This window comes from Alkalimonas collagenimarina, from assembly GCF_030717845.1.
GTDB lineage: Bacteria > Pseudomonadota > Gammaproteobacteria > Enterobacterales > Alteromonadaceae > Alkalimonas > Alkalimonas collagenimarina.
In genome coordinates this window covers 1-17671 of sequence record NZ_JAUZVZ010000026.1, presented here as the reverse complement: position 1 = coordinate 17671, position 17671 = coordinate 1, and the positions used below count along the sequence as shown (strand labels likewise).

Below are 17671 nucleotides of genomic sequence, written 5' to 3'. Positions count from 1 at the left end.
GTCGCTATGATAAGCCAGTTTTAAAAGCTAATGCTGAGCATCCGCCCGAAGACTTAACTCACCACCGTGATACAGCTGTTTTTTTCCTTGATGCTCGACAATTAAGTTACCTTGAGCATCGACCCCGTGGCAAGTACCACTGATTTGCTGCGTGCCCTGCACCAGCCGTACCGGCTGACCTTGAAATAAATCGCGACGATTAAACTCTGACTGAAAAGCCTGAAAGCCATGCTGCTCAAATCGTTGCAACTGCTTTATACAGCACTGCTGCAGGTGAGCAATCAGCTGGTTGCGATCCAATGCTCCCGCTAAAGTGGTTAGATCGATCCATGGCTGGCCGATATGCTGCAGAGCAGATTGCGCAGGCATTTGTACATTGATCCCCATACCAATGACCAGCTGACACTGACCATCACTTTGGCCTGATAACTCAATCAACACACCTGCAAGCTTCTTCCCATCGCCATAAATATCATTTGGCCACTTTAGAGCTGGTTTCAGCTGGTACTGTTGCTCCAGTAGCTCTGCCACCGCTACACCAATCACCAGACTCAAGCCCATTGCTGCCTGAATGCCCTGCTCCAACTGCCAATACATGGAACAATAAAGATTGGCCGCAAAGGGTGAATGCCATACGCGGCCATGACGTCCCCGACCAGTGGTTTGCGCTTCAGCAACCAGACATTGCCCTTTCAACAGTTTGTCGCCCCGCTGTAAGCGCTGCATCAACTGACTGTTGGTGGAGTCGACGATCGATTCAACCTCAATTTGTGCACTGCCAGGCGGTTGAAAATGAACAATTTTCTCAGCACTTAGCAGTTGTAATGGTTGCGCCAACCGGTAGCCTTTCCCCTTCACTTTAAAGAGTTCAAGGCCAAACTGTTCCAGTTGTTGCATATGATTGGCTATCGCAGTCCGGCTCAGCTGCAACTGCTCGCCCAGCCAGGAGCCCGAATAAAATTGCCCATCCGCCAAATAACGGATCAGCTGCTGCTGAATTTGCCAGCCACTTTGTTGCTGCAGTGTCATCAGAGATCCTCTCGAACTGGCTGTGCTAAAGGCATTCCAACCAACTGTACTTCTGGCTCCAGCGCTACCGCAAAACGGCTATGTACCTGATGCTGAATTTGCTCAATCAAGGTGAGTAAGTCCGCTGGCTGGCCCTGTCCATAATTAACAAGCACCAATGGCTGTTTGTGATAGCAGCCGACATCGCCTACTTGTTTGCCTTTAAAACCCGCCTGATCGATCAACCAGGCAGCAGGGACTTTGCTATAGCCATTGCCTTGGGGAAACACCGGCATGAATGGGTAACGCTGCAGCAACGCCTGAGCTTCTGCATCGGTCAGCAGAGGGTTTTTGAAAAAGCTGCCGCAATTGGCTATCACCGCTGGGTCCGGCAACTTTGCTTGCCGGATCGCAACCACCTGCTGAAATACCTGCTCAAGACTGCAATCAGCAGCCAGCTGATCCAGCCCATGATAGCTCAGCACTCGCCGTGGTTGCTTTGTTAACTCCAGCCCCACTGCAACAATCACGCCCCGCCCCGCCATCTCACGCTTAAACACACTATCACGATAGCCAAAACGGCATTGCTCCACCGTCATACGCTCCAATTGCTGACTCTGCCAATGATAAAAATCAACGTACCGACAACGATCGGCCAGCTCAACGCCATAAGCACCAATGTTTTGCACCGGCGACGCCCCCACAGAACCTGGAATTAATGCCAAATTCTCCAGCCCCCACAAGCCTTGCGTCACCGTCCATTGCACTAATTGGTGCCAATTGTGACCCGCCTCCACGTGCAGCTCAGCCCGATCATCATCCAGCCATGTCAGCGTTTTTTCACTGGCTAAATAACGGCATAAGGCGGGCAAGTCGCCACCAATAAACACGGTATTACTACCTTCGCCGTGTACTCTTGGTGTCGGCGATAACGGCACCTCTGCCAAATCAGCGCTGGAGTAACAGTGATACACGGTTGGCAAGATTGCGGCTAAACGAAAGGTAGAAAGGAGACGGCCATCTTGCTGTTGAAGGATTTCCATAACGGTCCTGACACTAAAAAAACTAGCTCTATTCTAAACAAAGACATCCGCGAACACTATCACCAACATCGTTTTGTTCTTTTCGATACGGCATTTGTATTAATGTTGCTTGTAGCCTTGCCATTTGCAGCATAAAATAGCCCATCAACCTTTCGTTGGTCTCAGGGGCTTCCTGCCCTGATTGTGCTTTTTTCTTTCACTGTTTTTTCGTTTGGAGTCTTTATGCAACGGCTGCGTGATTTATCGCGTCGTGTTGAGGCTGTGTATGGCGAAATTGCGGATACGTATGCCCGTTATCAACAACAACGTGGACTCACCTGTCCAAGCGGTTGTGGTAACTGCTGCCAGTACCCAAGCATTGATGCAACGGTACTGGATATGTTACCGCTGGCGTTGCACCTGTTTGATCAGGGCAAAGCCGAATCTACACTAGCACAACTTGAAGCGGATCCGGCATCGTCCGGATGCCCGATGTACCAACGTTTGTCCTTTGATGGCATGCAAGGGCAATGCACCGTCTATGCCCAACGCCCTACTTTATGCCGGGTCTTTGGCGTGGCCGGTTATCGCAATAAGCATGGCCAACCATCGCTATCGACCTGCAAAGTACTCAAGCAGCAGCACCCTGTTGCCTTCGAGCAGACATTGATCGCGCTGGAATCTGACCCGCCACCGATGCTAACCTTGGCTAAGCAGCAAGTCGACCAATTGGATTATGACTTGAGCCGCGACAACCTGCCCATCAGCCAAGCTTTGCAAAAAGCCTTATTAAAAGTGCTGTTTCAGGCTGGTTATTCAGAAGTGGCTACCGGACAACAGATTGCCTAAGCATGAGCACCCTTTGATGCGCGGCGCTGGTACCATAGCTGCATAGTGCTTGCACTTGGCTATCAGCCTGTGTCAGGGTACCACTACACCACACTGACTTCGCTGCTATGGAAAACGTTCATTACCAAAAAATCTGGCACACCGTACTGCAAATCCCGGTCGGCAAAGTCGCCAGTTATGGCCAGATTGCCGATTTAGCTGGTTTGCCGGGGCGTGCCCGGCTGGTTGGCAAAGCGCTTGGCTATGCGCCAAAAGAACTGGCCGTGCCTTGGTATCGGGTTCTTCGTAGCGATCGCAGCCTGGCTTTTCCTGCAGGCTCCGACACAGCCAAACGCCAGCGTGAGCTGCTGCAGGATGAAGGGGTGTTGCTTCGCAACAACAGAGTCCGTAAAGAGGATCTATGGCAACCGGATTTAGCGGAGTTGTTGTTTAAGTTGAAATACTAGAAGTACTAACAATACTGCTGTCTAGCGACAAAAATGTTTGCCCGTTAACTCAATTTTCGACAAAAAAGTTTGCCCGCTAACTTCTAAATCCATGGTTGACGCGCCTAACTAAATTTTTGAGTCATTGGCAACCCTCTGAAGCAAAGTAAGAGAAATAAGCTCGGCTTTCATTAGATAAAAGCTCTCGTCTTATATAACATCACAGAGACTTAGATATGTCTGTCAAAAGACAAAAGAATGGCACAAACTTACCCTTACTTATCCTTCCAAGGGTCTTCCTGCCATCTGGAGTGATGCGTTCAAGATATGTAGGGAAAAGAGCATTCTTACCGTACAAGGTTTGCCCCTGCGACAGTAAGTCACGTGCTAATTTACCTGATTCGGAATCACGGCTAACTTCTTCTGATAAAGCCAAAACATTAAGAGGTTCCGCCAAGGTCTTTCCTTCCTGTCAGTTTCAAATCGGAGGCCTGCAACAGGCTAATGTTGCAAAGTATAACTCAGCATTTCATAAGTTTCCCTGACTAGAAGATGCAGCTTCTGTAAGAGCAAGGCGTTACAACCCATTATTTGCTATAATTGAATAAAACAAATTCAAGAGCCAGTTAGTAAATGCCTTATTGCAAAACGACGTTTCAAAAGGTAATGCCAGAGCAGGTTAGCCTAGTACTCTCGACTTTCGCCAAGGAAAATTTTGTTGGTGGACAAGCAGCTTATACATTATGTGACGGAAGTTATTCAATTGATGCTGGCGAAAATGACATCCGAGCAATTTATGATAAGGAAGCATCCACAGTAAAATTTATTTGTCGTAGTAAACGAGAAATGGCATTCTACGACAAGAAGCTTCTGTTCTTTGCCGCCAAGTACAACATACCATTAATCTTGAGCTTCTAAGCTAAATATTTAAATCACCTTATAAGTTGTAGTAGCTCACATCTGATCTTACAGATTAGACTTAATCTGACAGCCTCCTGTAAGCGAAAAGCGGACATTAAAGCTCACATTTGCGGCTTGTTTGCAGCGCAGCGGAAAACCAATCTGGCAAAATGCGCTTGTTAGGCTTTTTCATCTGACGCATTATTCAAACTTCTTAGAACTGCGCGACCTAAATTTGTTAGATACCATCGAGGTTTTGGGCTTGTAGGCTCTATTCCTTTTACCTCGTCTACGAGAGTGATATCTTTCATTTCTCTCAAGCGTCGCCCAATAATTTCTCTGCTATTTACTGCCATACCAAGCTGTTGAGCAATACCACCAGAGGTTCTTATTGTATATTTGCTCCCATCTATAGCTGACAGTATTTTTATATCTCTATCATTTAGCTTTGATTTTACTCTTTCTACTTTAAAATCATAAGCTTCGTTTGAATCAATTTCTGGCTCTTCTGACCTTTCAATAAGAGGTTTAACATGCTCTTCATAACTATCTACTTTTTTGTCGATGGATTCAGTTTTTTGTTTCAGATCGTTTAAAATCTTCGATGACACGCCATTGATAAATGATCTTGAAAAAATCGATGCAACCATGCAAAAGCCAGCCAGAATAAAATAGCTTTCAGTGCTCTTACTTGATTCAAGGAGCAAGTTGCTCGATATCATACTTAAAAATAGCGGAACCATTACCGACGCAGAAACACCTAGCACTATGCTTTTAGCAACCGTTCGGAACTCAAATTTCAAATTATCATCAGAAAGAAAATTAGCCAAGCCGCCAAGAATTCCCGTCATGGCCATTATTAATGCAACAGTTACCTCATGAGTCATAACGTTCTCTGATTCCTAGGTTAGCCTAATGCTCGCATTTGCTGCTGGTTTGCAGTGCAGCGCGAAAAAGGTGCCAGTTTACCCAAGCACTGCAAGCTACACTTGTTAGGCAGTTTCAACTGGGGAGAGCCATTCAATAATTTTTAAACGGTACAGTTCCAATTGTCCGTATGCATTGTTGAGGTCTGCTAAGTCTTTCCATAAGTGCTCTGGAAGTAGCTCCTCCTCAGATTGTTCTCGTTCACCTTTACTGCCACGTAATTTTGAGTTTTTGCGAAGTAAACCTGACTCACCAACATCAGTCGTCCAATCATAATAATTGGAATGAACAATCTCGTTCCTTCTTTCGCCTAGCCTTTGAAGCCATACAACCAGCTTGTGAAAACCAGTATTCTCTTCTTTGAAATCTCCGACTCTCACGGACGTAAAACGTCGAAAGAGAACATCAGCTGTTTTGAGTCTGGCTAAGTTATCTAGCTCGTTCATAAGTATATGTGCCATTTCTTCGTCCTTTGCTTGTACAAGCATCACTATAATTTCTTTAACACAGTCTTCCAGCTGCTGAAAAGTCACTATAAATTTTCCGAGGAGATGATATGAGTCTGAACTATTCATTTTTTATGCCTAACGCTCGCTTAAACGGCGAGCAACTTGTTGCGAGTCCAGCGGCCGTAGGCAGCGATGTTTTAGGCGATTGTTATATGCCACTTTGTTAACGATAAGACGCATATGACCTTTTACCAAAAAGATATGAAAAAAACAGACATATAATTGGAATCAGGTACAGTAGCCAAGAGAATTGCTCAAACATTGCCTCAATTGGCTTACCCGTAAAGTTTTGTTCAATTCCACGAATCCATAAAAACGACTTTATGCCCAAGAGAACAAAAAACAAGCTGACACCTAAACCAAACTGCCAGATGCACCCAGTTAAATCCCAGAGCTGATCCAGTAGCTCCTCAGGAATTGATTTATTGCGTCTGCGTCCCATGTTTAATACTCCTATCGTGCCAGTGGCATTTAACGCCGCCAGCAAGCGCGGCTTTGCAGTTCAGGCGCAGCCGCAACGAAATAGCCGTCGGTTTGACTAGCGTGGTTATGTGACGATGCGTCTTTCAATTGCAATCGCAGACTCTTGTATACTTAATTCAGTACTGTTGATGCGGAAAGTTTCAACTCCGGCAATATCCACTGAAAAATCAAACCGGTTCAGATATTCCTCAAGGTATTCTTTGGACTGGATTTTATTTGTATTTTTCCGATTATCACTGGTTACTCTACGCACATGCTCATCAAAATCGCAGGATAGCCGAACAAAATCTGCCTCAATTTCGTATTCTTTCAGCAATTCGAACAGACCGTCGATAAAATAGTTGCTTGCTGGGTATACATAACAGAATGTAAAAACAACTCCAGTGACATTCTTTTCGATCAGCGTCCTAAAAGCATCTAAGAAAATTTTGCGCTGATATTTCTCGAAGCCGTTATTCCCGAAACCCACAACAGCGCAAGCAATATCAAAAGCCAAATGCTGTGGGAATAAATGCCACCCATTCTTCTTTGCTAATTCACGAGCGATACTTTCTTTTCCAATACCTGATGGGCCGTAAATCATTACAAATTTCAAGTAAATCCTCCTTGAGTTACATAAGGCTTTTTCGTCGACCAGCGCTTAAGCACAGGTTAGATTGTCATTGTAAATTTAATGTCCAAAACATTACATCGCTTTTTTAAAACTTACAATAACTTATAGGTGCAGTTGATATTTGTGTAAACTACAAATACGGGTTAACCCGTCTAAGACGCACAGGAGGTATCAAAAACCGAACAGGATATTTTTACAGTATTGATAATGTGGCGAAAGGTTAAACACGTCCGCTTCACGAACCAATCGGTCACTACTTGTAACGGGCAGCAAGGAGCGAATAGCAGACATAACGCACACCGCAAGACTTGCGTCCCGATTTGGTATAAGTAGAGTGACATGCCCTTTTCATTCCTACGTCTTGCAATTAATTAACGCTTGATTAATTTTCTATTGTCCTCATTTAAGGTTAAGGAAATTATGCAAAGGAATGAAAATGGTACATATTAATGATATTTTTGAAACCAAATCAGTAAAAAGGACTATTGCACTATGTGTGTTCACTTTTGGGATTTATGTAATTTATCGGCTTTTTTTACTTACGAGGCAAGTTAATAGAAATGTAAAAGAACCGATATCTAGTTGGTTCGTCGCAAGCGCTGTTTCAGTACATTTGATTTCTCTTTTTGGCCTTATCATTTACTTTACCGCAATCGGAAATCCTGACCTGCTTTTATTCTCAAAGTTAATGCATCTTGTTTCATCAATTTTTCATATTACCTGGCTAATAAAAATCAGAAATAGAATTAATTTATTAACCGGTGTCGGTGAGCGAAGTAAGTTTTGGCTTAATCCTGTTTTAAGTTCATTTCTACACGTGATCTACTTTCAATATAAAATCAATCAGTTATTACAAATTAATAGCGAACAACAGCAAGCCGAGTGCCATTCGATATAGCGATGGCCATTAACAGCGCTTTAGTGACTTGAATAGACAGCATCTAATTTCATAGTTATTTTGTTTCTAATTGAGGGTTGGCATGAGTTCTCAGCTTTTTGATTTTCTACTATATCTTGCCCCTTGGATTACTCTTTCCTTGTTCCTAATAGTTTTCTTTAAGCTAACAGTTTGGGTAAAGAAAGGTAAGAGGAGTGCTATAGCTGTAGGTTTTGTACTTCAAACTTTTCTACCTAACCCAAATGTTGAACGGAGAATTGATGTGTTAGTAAAGCAAGAGCAAACGAATGAAGATAATCACGATGCCAGTAAAAACTGATTATTAACTTAGATTCTTTAGTACAACTTCCGCTTTTGGCACTAAGCTGCTTGGCGGCGAAGTTCAACGGCCACAATGAGTGAATAGCGGACGTTTAGCCGCGCAGTCGTAGAAAGGCCCCCTAGACCCGATGAGACGACAACAGCGTTTAGTTAGATTTTATCGTACAAACTTGGCTGTATATCTAGTAAATACCCAACCTGACATAGTTTTACCATCCCCGTATGAATATGTTACTTCAATCCAGTTTCTGTCTTTTGACAGTATAGTTACCACTTGTCCCAGAAGCAGTTCATCTAGTATTTCAGACTTAGTAGAAGGTTCAGACCTAAGTCGAACATTATTGCCCGTTATGAATCGTAGTCCTTCAGTCGTGACGTCATTCAAATACACAGGTATTTCTTTGATTTCTTTTACTTTTTCTCTATTGGTTAAATTGTTACCCTGCAAATACGACTCAATGACTGGCGTGAGAAAATTGGCTGATATGCTGTTAACCTGCGGCAACAAAACTTGAAGAATAATAAATAAAAATATGGCTTGTACAAGTGGGGACAGATTCCCAAATACGGCAGCTAAGGATGCTGGACTACTTACATTATTGAATTCCTCGACCGCTATCGTCAGGTCTGTCTCTAAGTTCTCTACCTCGAATGGAGAGAATTTAGATCTCTCGATTGAATCAAAAATAGCTGACAAAGAACTTGGATTTCTCAACATCATGGAACTAGTTTTGGCAAAGCTGGCAAGAGTATTTTCAATTGTAGGAAAATTTGCCATAGCAGCTATTGCATTATCAATTGCCCGATGTTGAGAACTGAATGATTCTAATGCCCTCCCTATCGCTGCGGGCCGAGCTACAGCTGCTATTACACTATCTATTAGCCGTTGTTGAGAACTTAATGATTCCAATGCCCTCCCTATCGCAGCGGGCCGAGCTACAGCTGCCATTACACTATCTATTAGCCGTTGTTGAGAACTTAATGATTCCAATGCCCTCCCTATCGCAGCGGGCCGAGCTACAGCTGCCATTACACTATCTATTGCACGCTGTTGAGAACTGAATGACTCCAATGCCCTCCCTATCGCAGCGGGCCTAGCTACAGCTGCCATTACACTATCTATTGCACGCTGTTGAGAACTGAATGATTCCAATGCCCTCCCTATCGCAGCGGGCCGAGTAACAACGCCCAGTCCTTTGTTATGAGATAGATATTGGCTAAGGTCGGTCTCGCTCCGCTCGGGCGAACCCAAGTCCTCCGCCTCCGTTAATTCATTTGATTTATTTTCAGCCATATAACTTCTCTAAAATGCAATAATAGTGAATCGCCAACAATAAACTAGACATTTTCTGGCCGCTTTTGGCACCAAGCAGTCAGAGCGCTACGAGCAATTTGCGGACGTAACGCCTCGCGAACGGTGCAAAGTAAGCAGCCAATTGCCCCGCTTGCAACTTTTTACATTTTTATGCGCTAATAGTTTTAGTTGCATGTTTTTTAGCCATCCAACCAAAAATAAGAGTTAATACAAAATAGTACAGAAGACCTATTACTAAAGTTATAGCAATCCATACCAATGGTGAGAGAGTTTTGAACAACTCTGAGATTTCTTCCCATGCACCTGAGCCTAATACGACTGGGATGACAATTAGAACCCCTAAAGCTGAGATTATAAAGGACGAAAGCAGACAGCCTAGGGAAAGGAGCCTTCTTTCTTTAGCGGACGGCGCTCTACCTAACTCTACTACAAATTTGATAGCTGCGGCGTAACCTGATCCAATCAATATGGCCATATTTGCACTGGAACCAAGATCAATATCAAATCCATAAGCCAACACATTTATTACACACATAAATGCAGCGTAGTACCCGCTAAAAACAAATACGTATCTTTTGATATTTACGTCTTCCTGACTCATTATTCAAACTCTCCTGAAATGCAACGCATCGCTAAACGGCTGCTGTAGCGTAGCCTATCCAAAAGCCTACACCAATTTATACCCATGAGTTTACCTAAAATCAATAACTTGAAAAGCCCATCATGCACAAAATCTGTTTGAAATTTAACACATTGATAAAAAGTCACAACAATACACGTGATTTTTAGTGGGGGTTAACATGGCCAGAGCACCTAAACGGTTGTCTACCGGTCTATTGAAGCTGAATCAAACGTGGGCATGTGTCTGCTGTTGGCACTTGGCTAACGAGTTAGGCGACGCTTAAGCCAACGTTGAGCTAAAATTGACTTCACCGCCTCATGTCGAACAGTGTGCCTAACTACCAGTCGTTAGATATCAGCCGAGATTTCAAACTTTGGGGCTATTAATTTTTGTGTACTGGGTTTGTCGATTTGCCAAGCAATTAAATTCACCGGTATTCTGGGCTTTAACAGATCATCAAACATCACAGGATTGGTCACACTCTCATCCAGCCAGCTATTTAGGAGTTCAGGTTGTGGCGGCAATATCAATGGCATCGATTTAGAATGAATGTCTTTCAGTTTTGTGTGAGGCGGTAAGGTGATCACTGAACAGGATAAAGCGCTCTCACCCGTTTCTGAATTAAACCACTCACGACACAAACCGCCCATGAATAAACCACCCTGTTTGGCGACCATATCGTGATAATGAATAGGTTTGCGGTTCACATATTCTGTTTCACCAAATCCTTTAACCGGTATTACGCAGCGGCTATGCCGAAAGGCCTGATAACCCGCTGAGTTTTTTACATTAAGTTTGTCGTACCGGGTGTTGAACGAGGTGTACTTAGAGGGTTTAAAGCCAGTATCCGATTTATCGAGTAGTAACCACCAGATTGCGGTATCCATCCGGCGCACGCCTTGTTTCTCACGAACGATACTGACAGGTTGAGTGGCACGGATAAACCGACTGAATATGGGCTGATTGGCAAACAAGCTTATTTGCAGACCCTCGCACAACTCAATCACATCCGGGTCGTCGATAACATTCAGTCTGCCGCACATACACCAATACCTTTATAGCCTGTTATTCTGAATCTTTATTCGGGGTGATGACGTCCGGTCGTGACTTTAGAAAATCCTCATCAGCTCGTTCAGCATCAATAAGAGATGACCAGCTTTTGCGGATCGGCGTGATAATCAGACATTGCCCCTCACGACATATATCAACCTTATCTACTCCACTGAGTTCAGCCTCAAACTCCTCCGGAATAATTAGAATGTGACTGCCATCGCTGTCTTTAACAAGTTCTGTTGTAACCATAAAGTCGCTCCACTATGCCGCCAGTAACGTATTAAACAGATACCAGCAGAATAGCAGTAAATCCGCCAAACGACAGGTTCTCATGGCAGTGCAAATTGAATTCAGAATACGCCTGCTAAATCCTCATCAAACGTTATACCGGTAAAGTCATGCTCTTCAAATGCAGATTTAAATTTGCCTGTGGCAAAAAGTGCATGACACCCATAAAGCAAAGATTTGAACACTGCTTTATTGGCGATATCGCGCCGCTTAAAAACCAGTTCGGATAGGCCGCACTCAATACCTTCCTCATACCTGTGATGTGTTTTAGCGAGATCTTCTTTTGCAAATTGCAGCGAGACGAACAGATACATGGGCAAATTGGCAACATGCAGAGGTAAAAACTCGCCTTCATTGGCAAGTACAGGACTCAGCGCTTTATAAGCACGCTTCGATAGTAGCAGGTATGAACCCCAGAACGATACGTCCGGTACATGTCGGACATTTTTATATTGAGGTGCCAGTGCACATCTGACAGGCGTCCAGCGGTCGCTCAATTTCTCGTTGGTACGAGGTTGTCGCCTGATAATAGAAAAGTCTTCATCACCAATTATATCGGCGAACTCAATCAAGCTTAATTGTGGGACTTCAACGCTATATTCCAATGGTTTTAGCCTATACACCTTTGACATGTGTTTAACCCCTCCATGGTCGTTCTTTAATAACACCATTCTGTGTTAATTTTTAATCACTATATTTACATATATTTTTCATAATGTAGACTAAGTCAGACTTATTCTGCAAGGAGCAACATGTGAAAAGTGCTGAACCGGTATACCTATCCGTAAATGAAATGGCCGAGGATTTCACCAACGTCACCGGTAATAAACAGTATGGTCAGGCAGCCGCAATGGCATACGCAATTTATTACCGTGATACCGTTATTGACACGGTGCGTTACCAGCGTGGCATTATTGACCAGCAGGCGCTAGAACGCAGCCGTCATATCCGTTGGATGCACGCACGCAAACATAATGAGAAACTGTCAAACAACATGCTTTCTGCCGGACGCCAACGACAAAAGAATATGGCAGCACATCACATTGTTGCTTGGGATCACCCTCGTGCGGCCAAATCACGAATTCGTCTGGCAGCTTACGCTATTGATATCGATAATGAGTGTAACGGCGTTTTCCTGCCCCGCTTTCAACGGCATTGCCCGCATGAGTACCTTCCGAATGCACAACCGCATTCAAAGACTCACACTGAGAAGTATTTTCTCAATGTCGAGTTCCTACTTGAAGCGACGATTGCAGAAGGCATGGGCCGCAATGCTATCATCTCAACACTGCGTGATGTTGCAGAGGAGCTTGAAGATGGCGAGTTTCCGCTTCACAAGAGGATAGCAAATGTCTGAAGTTATGGCTGAAACAAAGATTTTTAGTGTGTTTGCGGACGTGGAGCAATACGCCATGCTGCAAGAATCAGCACTTGAGCTTATTATGCAGATAGATGAGCCTGTTGGTCTTTATGGTAAACCGCTCGCAGAGAAATGGGCACCGATGGATGTCACTTGGTTTTACAATCCTGATGAGCGCGTAAAACCACAACCGGACATTGCTGCATTTGGTGCGACAGCTTTCGCTGCATCCGCAGAGACATGTGAAACACTGAAACCTTTAATTGCCGATTACGTTGAGTTTCTACCGATCAATGTCGATGGCAGGCGTTGGTACATCATTCATGTACTGGCACGAGAGAATGTTTTCAATGAAGCTGAGTCACAACGAAAGATAAAGCGCGACGGCACCCCAAGTCGAATTTTCAAAAAACTGGTATTAGATGCTGACCGAATTTCCGAGGGTGTATTGTTTCGTGTTGAAGGTTTGAGCCTCGGTATTTACAGTACTAATAGGCCGAACAGTCTTATGTCTGTAGTCCAAAAATTAGGATTAACAGGGTTGGAGTTTCAGCAATAGCTATAACTACAACGGAGTTAACGGCGGCTTTAACTTTAACGAATAGCAAAAACGCTTCGCATCGGCGGCGTGGCCGCACACGTCAGACTTAATCCGCTCCCTTGAGACTGGTCTTGCTCGTAAATAACGTTGTGCGATTTCCGACTTTAAGCGGCAATACCTTTTCTCATCGTCAGTCAGATGCAAGCATCCTGAGGACGACTATTCATACCGCCATCACTTGAACCTGAACTGGACGTCTTTAACCAAGAAACTAAGAAATGCTGTTAGAAAATCAGGCGTTCAAAGGACATAACCGCATATACTTTCGGGTATTCCTTTGCTACCCAGCTACTCAAAGCGGGAACAGACATTCGCACTGTCGGGAGCTGTCAGGACATACTGATTTGAAAACAACTCAAATATACATGCATGTTTAGGGCAGCATTCATCTGGGACAACGAGCCCGATAGTTAGGCCGTTTAGAGCTGAAACAAACCGAGATCAATGTCCGATTTGGCACTAAGCTGCTAATTAGTAAACCGGCAACGAAGAGCGTGAAACGGACATTCGCACTCCAGACCAATAGACTTAACTCATTGACCAAATCAGAAGTTAAACCAATTGTTTAGATTTCACACCAAAGAGTGGTTTATGATGCATCTACTGAACTAGTGGTAATTCACCATGGAATTAAGGTTAAAACATATCCATGATGGACAAACCTTAAGGTTTATCTGCCCCGAAGGGCCGACGTTTATAAACATAAGCCTAGTCCGTCACAAGGTTTAGCTTAATAGCGACAAATAACCTTACTAAAAAATAGGTTACTACACCTTTGCTTGCTTATATAATTTAGCTAAATTATATAACATCCTTTTATTCAGAGAGCTGCTATGCGGTCAGAAGATATATTCGAAAAAATTCGTACTGCGCTGGAACTTGCGCCTAGAAATCAGTACACGGCAGAACTGCATCTACAAATGCTAAAGTATGCTGATGAGCTAAAGAGTATAACGGCGAAGGAATTCTGTGACGGTGTCGGTATAAAAAAAAGCTTCGGAACAGAGTTCAGTAAAATGAGAAATCTGACCTCTCGTCTTAAATCGGCTGGCTTAGATACTGAGTTACTTTAAAACTAGTTTGCGTGAGGCGTAATACATTGATCATAAAAAATTTAAAAGTAGAGGAAGGCTTCTTTGGCAACCTAGACTTGTCGTTCACTAAAGGCCTTAATGTACTTATTGGAGGAAGAGGTGTCGGTAAAACCTCAATAATAGAACTACTAAGGTTTGGACTCGCTTCTGGTAACCTGTCGGTCAACTCCAATGACTCAAGCGGGCATGCAATTTCAATTTTGCAGTCTTCTGGTCGGGTTTCAATTGAACTTGAACACGAAGGTAAAATAATTAGCGTTTCTCGTTCCGCTATGGATAAGCAGCCAATCTTTTCTGAACCATTTATGCCTCCGATAGTATTCTCACAAACAGAAATCGAAACCATCGGCCTAAATGCAGAAGGAAAACTAAATCTAGTAGATAGTTTCATTCCAGAAATCCAAAGCGAAATTGGAGTAATAAATAACTTAAACAGAGAGCTAGCGAGCAACAGTGCGCAATTAATACAATTACGAAGAGAGCTAAACGAGCTAAGAGAGAAGACGGCTTCCTTAGACGCATTAAGACAGAGAGAACAATTCTTGCAGGCTCAGCAAGCTAATTTTGAAAAACAAAATCAAGCTGTTGCTAATAGTCAGAAGAACTTAAATGAGGTTCAGGGTCGATTAGCAACCTTAATGGTCGACATTCAAAACTTAGAAACAATAAAAAGCCTTTTAAACGCCAAAATTCATAGACTTTCAGCTCTAATCGCTGAGCCAGCTTTACCTCAGCTTTATACTTCAGAAGCCTCGAATTTAAATTCGTTGCTTAAAGATTCTGGGGAAAGAGATGAGCAAGCAATTAACAATGTTATTCAAAACAATATATCAACATTGAGTAACGTTGAATCTATCTATCAACAGCTTACCTCCCTCAGGTTATCCCTAGATGTCAGCGCTCGTGAAAAGAGAACCGAGGTCGAAAGTTATACCGAAGGTGCGGGAGCAGTATTAAGCGAACTAGGAAGGGTTAAGCAAGACATCGCTCGACTAGAAAATTTGAATCATCAGGTATTTAGCAAGGAAAATCAACTAGCTATTACATACCAAAAATGCCAAGACTTGCTCGAAAAAATATACAGTATCAAAAACTCTATATTTGAGAAGAGAAACGCCGTCGTACAAAAACTCAATGTAAATCTGTTCCCATCAATTAAGACTTCTATATTACGTCATGCGAACTTGGCGTCTTATGCTGAAGCACTTGAAAATACTTTAAGAGGGTCAGGATTAAAATATAAAGAATTGATTCCTGTAATTGTTGAGCGAATATCTCCAGCTTGGCTGCTTTACTACTCGCATGCGCTTAAATACGAAGATTTTTCTAGTGCAATAGGTGTTCCAATAGATAGAGCAACACGAATCGTCGCTTATTTAAATGAGAAAGATATAGTAAATGTACTTATAGCCAAAGTTGAAGATGTTATTGAATTTACTCTGTTAGATAACGGTATTTACAAAGATATTTCAGAGTTATCTATAGGCCAAAGATGCACCGTAGCTCTCTCCGTAATTCTCGAAAATCCTAGTAGAATACTTATTATTGATCAGCCCGAAGATCACTTAGATAATGAGTTTATAGCTCAAACTTTGATTAAAGCCATACAGCAAAGGGCGTCTCTCTCTCAAACAATATTATCTAGCCACAATGCCAACATACCTGTATTAGGAAACGCTGAAAATGTTGTAAACCTTGAATCAAATGGTCGACGTGGATACATCAAGTGTATGGGTTCTACGCGTGATAAACACGTTAAGGATGTTATTGAGGCGATTATGGAAGGCGGAAAGGAAGCATTTAAAAAACGTTCAGAGTTTTATAGTAAATGAGTATGGATCTTAATAAATTTTTGAGTGAGCTTCAAAGCTTAAGCCCAGAAAAACAAATTGAGGGGCTGAAAGCGTTGCGTGAAGCTGCCACGCCAGAGCAAAAGCAGCTGTTAAAACATGCTGCTGAAAACACCGGAAATTCTTGGTTTAAAAGCGCGCTACTCGAGATTACCAACTCTGGAAAACATGTCTCAGATATAGAATTGTCCCAACCACATGGAACAGGTGATGTTTTCGATATAGAAGCAGTAAAGAGCGATGCTATATCTGATAGCATCGGTCAAATGCTCCATGAGCTAGAACCAATTATTGGTTCTATTAGAGTTTTCGCTGAAAAAGATATTGTTAACTTCTTCCAATCCAAAACATGTGGCGAGTTAGAAAAATTGAATGGAGTGCTCGAAACATTTGAAAGTTGGCGAAGAGTTGAACAAAACCAGCCATCCAAAGAAGTTAATATTTATGAAGAAATAGTCAAAGAAGTTGATAGAATTTCTCAAAAGTCTCAAGTAGGTATTCATATAGATATCCCCAAAGATCTTGTATTTGTTTTGCCCCCTTCTTTACTGAGAATAATCATCTCAAACGCCCTCAGAAACGCAGTAGAGTCAAGTAATCAACCAACCGTAAGAGAAAAGCAATCGATCATGATTACAGGTAACTGCAATGACAAATTTATGTGGTTCACAATTATTGATGATGGTTTAGGCCTACAGAGCAAAACGGAAGTGCTTCTAAAGAGCAGACATACAACTAAGGCTGGGAACAGAGGTCTAGGCTTAGCTATTGTAGACAAAGCCGTTAGATCAATGGGGGGGAATTGGACTCTAACTAACTCCAAACCCTATGGAGCAGAGTTTTACTTTGAAATACCAGTAAGGGAATAGAATTGAATATTTTGCAAATAGAAGACGACGTCAATTGGTTTGAGGAAACGGTTAAACCACTTCTAATTGAACTAGGGGCAAAAACCGTACTTCACGAAGAAACTCATGATGATGCTATAAATACAATTAATTCTAATCAAATTGACTATGTGATTCTCGATCTTGCTATTCCATTGAATAATGATAACCCAGTACCTGATGCTTCGCATGGAATACAACTAGCTTCTTATATTCGCTCAAGATTCGCTGGGACACCAATTCTGATACTTACAGGTCAACAAACCGAAGATGCTGTAGTAAGATTTGTTGAAGACCAAGAGCTTACGACATTTTGGGATGGCAAACTAAAAAGTTTGGTGAAAGTAAGACCTAAAAGGTTAGTGAGTCAAGCAATAGAGCTGCTTTCAGAAGCAGCTAAAGAGTTAGAGGCTATAGACGCAATCGAAATAGATGAGTCCGGCTGCGAATTGAACGTATTAGAAAAAAGAGTTATTCGTATATTTTGTAAAGAAAATTCGGCGATTGCCGCAAGAGTGAAATCTCTCAATGGAGGTCTTTCATCGGCAAAAGTACTTCAAGTAACTTTGATCGGTAATAATGGAGATTCTCTGCCTTGGTCAGCACTCGTGAAAATTGATTCAAAGCACAATGTTGACAAAGAGAG

Annotated in this window: 23 protein-coding genes; 11 read left to right on the top strand and 12 right to left on the bottom strand. The window is 42.7% G+C overall.

What is annotated here, in order from left to right:
* Positions 1–27: 27 nt before the first annotated feature.
* Both birA and murB read right to left on the bottom strand, forming a co-directional pair.
* Complete coding sequence (gene birA / locus Q3O60_RS14950) at positions 28–1029, bottom strand: bifunctional biotin--[acetyl-CoA-carboxylase] ligase/biotin operon repressor BirA (RefSeq protein ID WP_305894752.1); 1002 nt, start codon at positions 1027–1029, stop codon at positions 28–30.
* Positions 1029–2051, bottom strand: a complete 1023-nt coding sequence (gene murB, locus Q3O60_RS14945; protein ID WP_305894751.1) for a UDP-N-acetylmuramate dehydrogenase — start codon at positions 2049–2051, stop codon at positions 1029–1031. The genes birA and murB overlap by 1 nt, the downstream gene beginning before the upstream one ends.
* 222 nt (positions 2052–2273) lie before the next feature.
* Here murB and Q3O60_RS14940 point away from each other — a divergent pair, with 222 nt between their 5' ends.
* Together Q3O60_RS14940 and Q3O60_RS14935 are read left to right on the top strand one after the other, a co-directional pair.
* Entirely contained in the window at positions 2274–2879 is a 606-nt protein-coding gene (locus Q3O60_RS14940; protein WP_305894750.1) for a YkgJ family cysteine cluster protein, read from the top strand.
* A gap of 107 nt (positions 2880–2986) precedes the next feature.
* Positions 2987–3325 (top strand): MGMT family protein, encoded by a 339-nt coding sequence (locus tag Q3O60_RS14935; RefSeq protein ID WP_305894749.1) that lies wholly within the window; start codon positions 2987–2989, stop codon positions 3323–3325.
* A gap of 199 nt (positions 3326–3524) precedes the next feature.
* Here Q3O60_RS14935 and Q3O60_RS14930 read toward each other — a convergent pair whose 3' ends face one another.
* On the bottom strand, positions 3525–3761 hold the full coding sequence (locus Q3O60_RS14930) for a hypothetical protein (protein ID WP_305894748.1): 237 nt from the start codon (positions 3759–3761) through the stop codon (positions 3525–3527).
* A 209-nt stretch (positions 3762–3970) separates the two neighbouring features.
* Here Q3O60_RS14930 and Q3O60_RS14925 point away from each other — a divergent pair, with 209 nt between their 5' ends.
* Positions 3971–4222 (top strand): hypothetical protein, encoded by a 252-nt coding sequence (locus Q3O60_RS14925; RefSeq protein WP_305894747.1) that lies wholly within the window; start codon positions 3971–3973, stop codon positions 4220–4222.
* A 161-nt stretch (positions 4223–4383) separates the two neighbouring features.
* Here Q3O60_RS14925 and Q3O60_RS14920 read toward each other — a convergent pair whose 3' ends face one another.
* The 4 genes from Q3O60_RS14920 to Q3O60_RS14905 form a co-directional block, all read right to left on the bottom strand.
* On the bottom strand, positions 4384–5091 hold the full coding sequence (locus tag Q3O60_RS14920; RefSeq protein ID WP_305894746.1) for a YEATS-associated helix-containing protein: 708 nt from the start codon (positions 5089–5091) through the stop codon (positions 4384–4386).
* A gap of 105 nt (positions 5092–5196) precedes the next feature.
* The gene (locus Q3O60_RS14915) at positions 5197–5706 is read right to left on the bottom strand and encodes a hypothetical protein (RefSeq protein ID WP_305894745.1); all 510 of its coding nucleotides are present in this window, start codon (positions 5704–5706) and stop codon (positions 5197–5199) included.
* Between the two features lie 97 nt (positions 5707–5803).
* Positions 5804–6082, bottom strand: a complete 279-nt coding sequence (locus Q3O60_RS14910) for a hypothetical protein (protein ID WP_305894744.1) — start codon at positions 6080–6082, stop codon at positions 5804–5806.
* Positions 6083–6187: 105 nt separating this feature from the next.
* Entirely contained in the window at positions 6188–6718 is a 531-nt protein-coding gene (locus tag Q3O60_RS14905) for a P-loop nucleotide/nucleoside kinase family protein (protein WP_305894743.1), read from the bottom strand.
* Between the two features lie 448 nt (positions 6719–7166).
* Here Q3O60_RS14905 and Q3O60_RS14900 point away from each other — a divergent pair, with 448 nt between their 5' ends.
* Both Q3O60_RS14900 and Q3O60_RS14895 read left to right on the top strand, forming a co-directional pair.
* Positions 7167–7634: a DUF4234 domain-containing protein gene (locus Q3O60_RS14900; RefSeq protein ID WP_369812676.1), complete on the top strand. Its 468-nt coding sequence runs from the start codon at positions 7167–7169 to the stop codon at positions 7632–7634.
* 82 nt (positions 7635–7716) lie between these two features.
* Complete coding sequence (locus tag Q3O60_RS14895; protein WP_305894741.1) at positions 7717–7953, top strand: hypothetical protein; 237 nt, start codon at positions 7717–7719, stop codon at positions 7951–7953.
* Positions 7954–8112: 159 nt separating this feature from the next.
* Here Q3O60_RS14895 and Q3O60_RS14890 read toward each other — a convergent pair whose 3' ends face one another.
* The 5 genes from Q3O60_RS14890 to Q3O60_RS14870 all read right to left on the bottom strand — a co-directional run bounded on the left by Q3O60_RS14890 (position 8113) and on the right by Q3O60_RS14870 (position 11865).
* Positions 8113–9249, bottom strand: a complete 1137-nt coding sequence (locus Q3O60_RS14890) for an SH3 domain-containing protein (RefSeq protein ID WP_305894740.1) — start codon at positions 9247–9249, stop codon at positions 8113–8115.
* Positions 9250–9418: 169 nt separating this feature from the next.
* The gene (locus Q3O60_RS14885; RefSeq protein WP_305894739.1) at positions 9419–9871 is read right to left on the bottom strand and encodes an ABZJ_00895 family protein; all 453 of its coding nucleotides are present in this window, start codon (positions 9869–9871) and stop codon (positions 9419–9421) included.
* Between the two features lie 368 nt (positions 9872–10239).
* Complete coding sequence (locus Q3O60_RS14880) at positions 10240–10935, bottom strand: SOS response-associated peptidase family protein (RefSeq protein WP_305894738.1); 696 nt, start codon at positions 10933–10935, stop codon at positions 10240–10242.
* A 22-nt stretch (positions 10936–10957) separates the two neighbouring features.
* Positions 10958–11194 (bottom strand): AbrB/MazE/SpoVT family DNA-binding domain-containing protein, encoded by a 237-nt coding sequence (locus Q3O60_RS14875; protein ID WP_305894737.1) that lies wholly within the window; start codon positions 11192–11194, stop codon positions 10958–10960.
* Positions 11195–11295: 101 nt separating this feature from the next.
* A complete protein-coding gene (locus Q3O60_RS14870) occupies positions 11296–11865 on the bottom strand; it encodes a hypothetical protein (protein ID WP_305894736.1) in 570 nt (189 codons plus the stop codon).
* Positions 11866–11987: 122 nt separating this feature from the next.
* Between Q3O60_RS14870 and Q3O60_RS14865 the strand changes: the two genes are divergently transcribed.
* The 6 genes from Q3O60_RS14865 to Q3O60_RS14835 form a co-directional block, all read left to right on the top strand.
* Entirely contained in the window at positions 11988–12590 is a 603-nt protein-coding gene (locus Q3O60_RS14865) for an AHH domain-containing protein (RefSeq protein WP_305894735.1), read from the top strand.
* Entirely contained in the window at positions 12583–13152 is a 570-nt protein-coding gene (locus Q3O60_RS14860; RefSeq protein ID WP_305894734.1) for a hypothetical protein, read from the top strand. The genes Q3O60_RS14865 and Q3O60_RS14860 overlap by 8 nt, the downstream gene beginning before the upstream one ends.
* A gap of 875 nt (positions 13153–14027) precedes the next feature.
* Positions 14028–14267, top strand: coding sequence for an HTH-like domain-containing protein (locus Q3O60_RS14850; protein WP_305894733.1), 240 nt, complete (start codon positions 14028–14030; stop codon positions 14265–14267).
* Between the two features lie 26 nt (positions 14268–14293).
* On the top strand, positions 14294–16120 hold the full coding sequence (locus Q3O60_RS14845) for an AAA family ATPase (RefSeq protein WP_305894732.1): 1827 nt from the start codon (positions 14294–14296) through the stop codon (positions 16118–16120).
* 2 nt (positions 16121–16122) lie between these two features.
* The gene (locus Q3O60_RS14840) at positions 16123–17007 is read left to right on the top strand and encodes a sensor histidine kinase (RefSeq protein ID WP_305894731.1); all 885 of its coding nucleotides are present in this window, start codon (positions 16123–16125) and stop codon (positions 17005–17007) included.
* Positions 17008–17009: 2 nt separating this feature from the next.
* A partial coding sequence (locus Q3O60_RS14835; RefSeq protein ID WP_305894730.1) for a response regulator occupies positions 17010–17671 on the top strand: 662 nt, incomplete at its 3' end.

What these genes read in the sequence shown, in the direction of transcription:
- Q3O60_RS14910 (WP_305894744.1), bottom strand. Translation starts at nt 6,082, where the DNA reads ATGGGACGCAGACGCAATAAATCAATTCCTGAGGAGCTACTGGATCAG.
- Q3O60_RS14895 (WP_305894741.1), top strand. Translation starts at nt 7,717, where the DNA reads ATGAGTTCTCAGCTTTTTGATTTTCTACTATATCTTGCCCCTTGGATT.
- Q3O60_RS14925 (WP_305894747.1), top strand. Translation starts at nt 3,971, where the DNA reads ATGCCAGAGCAGGTTAGCCTAGTACTCTCGACTTTCGCCAAGGAAAAT.
- Q3O60_RS14875 (WP_305894737.1), bottom strand. Translation starts at nt 11,194, where the DNA reads ATGGTTACAACAGAACTTGTTAAAGACAGCGATGGCAGTCACATTCTA.
- Q3O60_RS14850 (WP_305894733.1), top strand. Translation starts at nt 14,028, where the DNA reads ATGCGGTCAGAAGATATATTCGAAAAAATTCGTACTGCGCTGGAACTT.
- Q3O60_RS14870 (WP_305894736.1), bottom strand. Translation starts at nt 11,865, where the DNA reads ATGTCAAAGGTGTATAGGCTAAAACCATTGGAATATAGCGTTGAAGTC.
- Q3O60_RS14940 (WP_305894750.1), top strand. Translation starts at nt 2,274, where the DNA reads ATGCAACGGCTGCGTGATTTATCGCGTCGTGTTGAGGCTGTGTATGGC.
- Q3O60_RS14935 (WP_305894749.1), top strand. Translation starts at nt 2,987, where the DNA reads ATGGAAAACGTTCATTACCAAAAAATCTGGCACACCGTACTGCAAATC.
- Q3O60_RS14860 (WP_305894734.1), top strand. Translation starts at nt 12,583, where the DNA reads ATGTCTGAAGTTATGGCTGAAACAAAGATTTTTAGTGTGTTTGCGGAC.
- Q3O60_RS14840 (WP_305894731.1), top strand. Translation starts at nt 16,123, where the DNA reads ATGGATCTTAATAAATTTTTGAGTGAGCTTCAAAGCTTAAGCCCAGAA.
- Q3O60_RS14885 (WP_305894739.1), bottom strand. Translation starts at nt 9,871, where the DNA reads ATGAGTCAGGAAGACGTAAATATCAAAAGATACGTATTTGTTTTTAGC.
- Q3O60_RS14900 (WP_369812676.1), top strand. Translation starts at nt 7,167, where the DNA reads ATGAAAATGGTACATATTAATGATATTTTTGAAACCAAATCAGTAAAA.
- Q3O60_RS14915 (WP_305894745.1), bottom strand. Translation starts at nt 5,706, where the DNA reads ATGAATAGTTCAGACTCATATCATCTCCTCGGAAAATTTATAGTGACT.
- Q3O60_RS14880 (WP_305894738.1), bottom strand. Translation starts at nt 10,935, where the DNA reads ATGTGCGGCAGACTGAATGTTATCGACGACCCGGATGTGATTGAGTTG.
- Q3O60_RS14920 (WP_305894746.1), bottom strand. Translation starts at nt 5,091, where the DNA reads ATGACTCATGAGGTAACTGTTGCATTAATAATGGCCATGACGGGAATT.
- Q3O60_RS14890 (WP_305894740.1), bottom strand. Translation starts at nt 9,249, where the DNA reads ATGGCTGAAAATAAATCAAATGAATTAACGGAGGCGGAGGACTTGGGT.
- birA (WP_305894752.1), bottom strand. Translation starts at nt 1,029, where the DNA reads ATGACACTGCAGCAACAAAGTGGCTGGCAAATTCAGCAGCAGCTGATC.
- murB (WP_305894751.1), bottom strand. Translation starts at nt 2,051, where the DNA reads ATGGAAATCCTTCAACAGCAAGATGGCCGTCTCCTTTCTACCTTTCGT.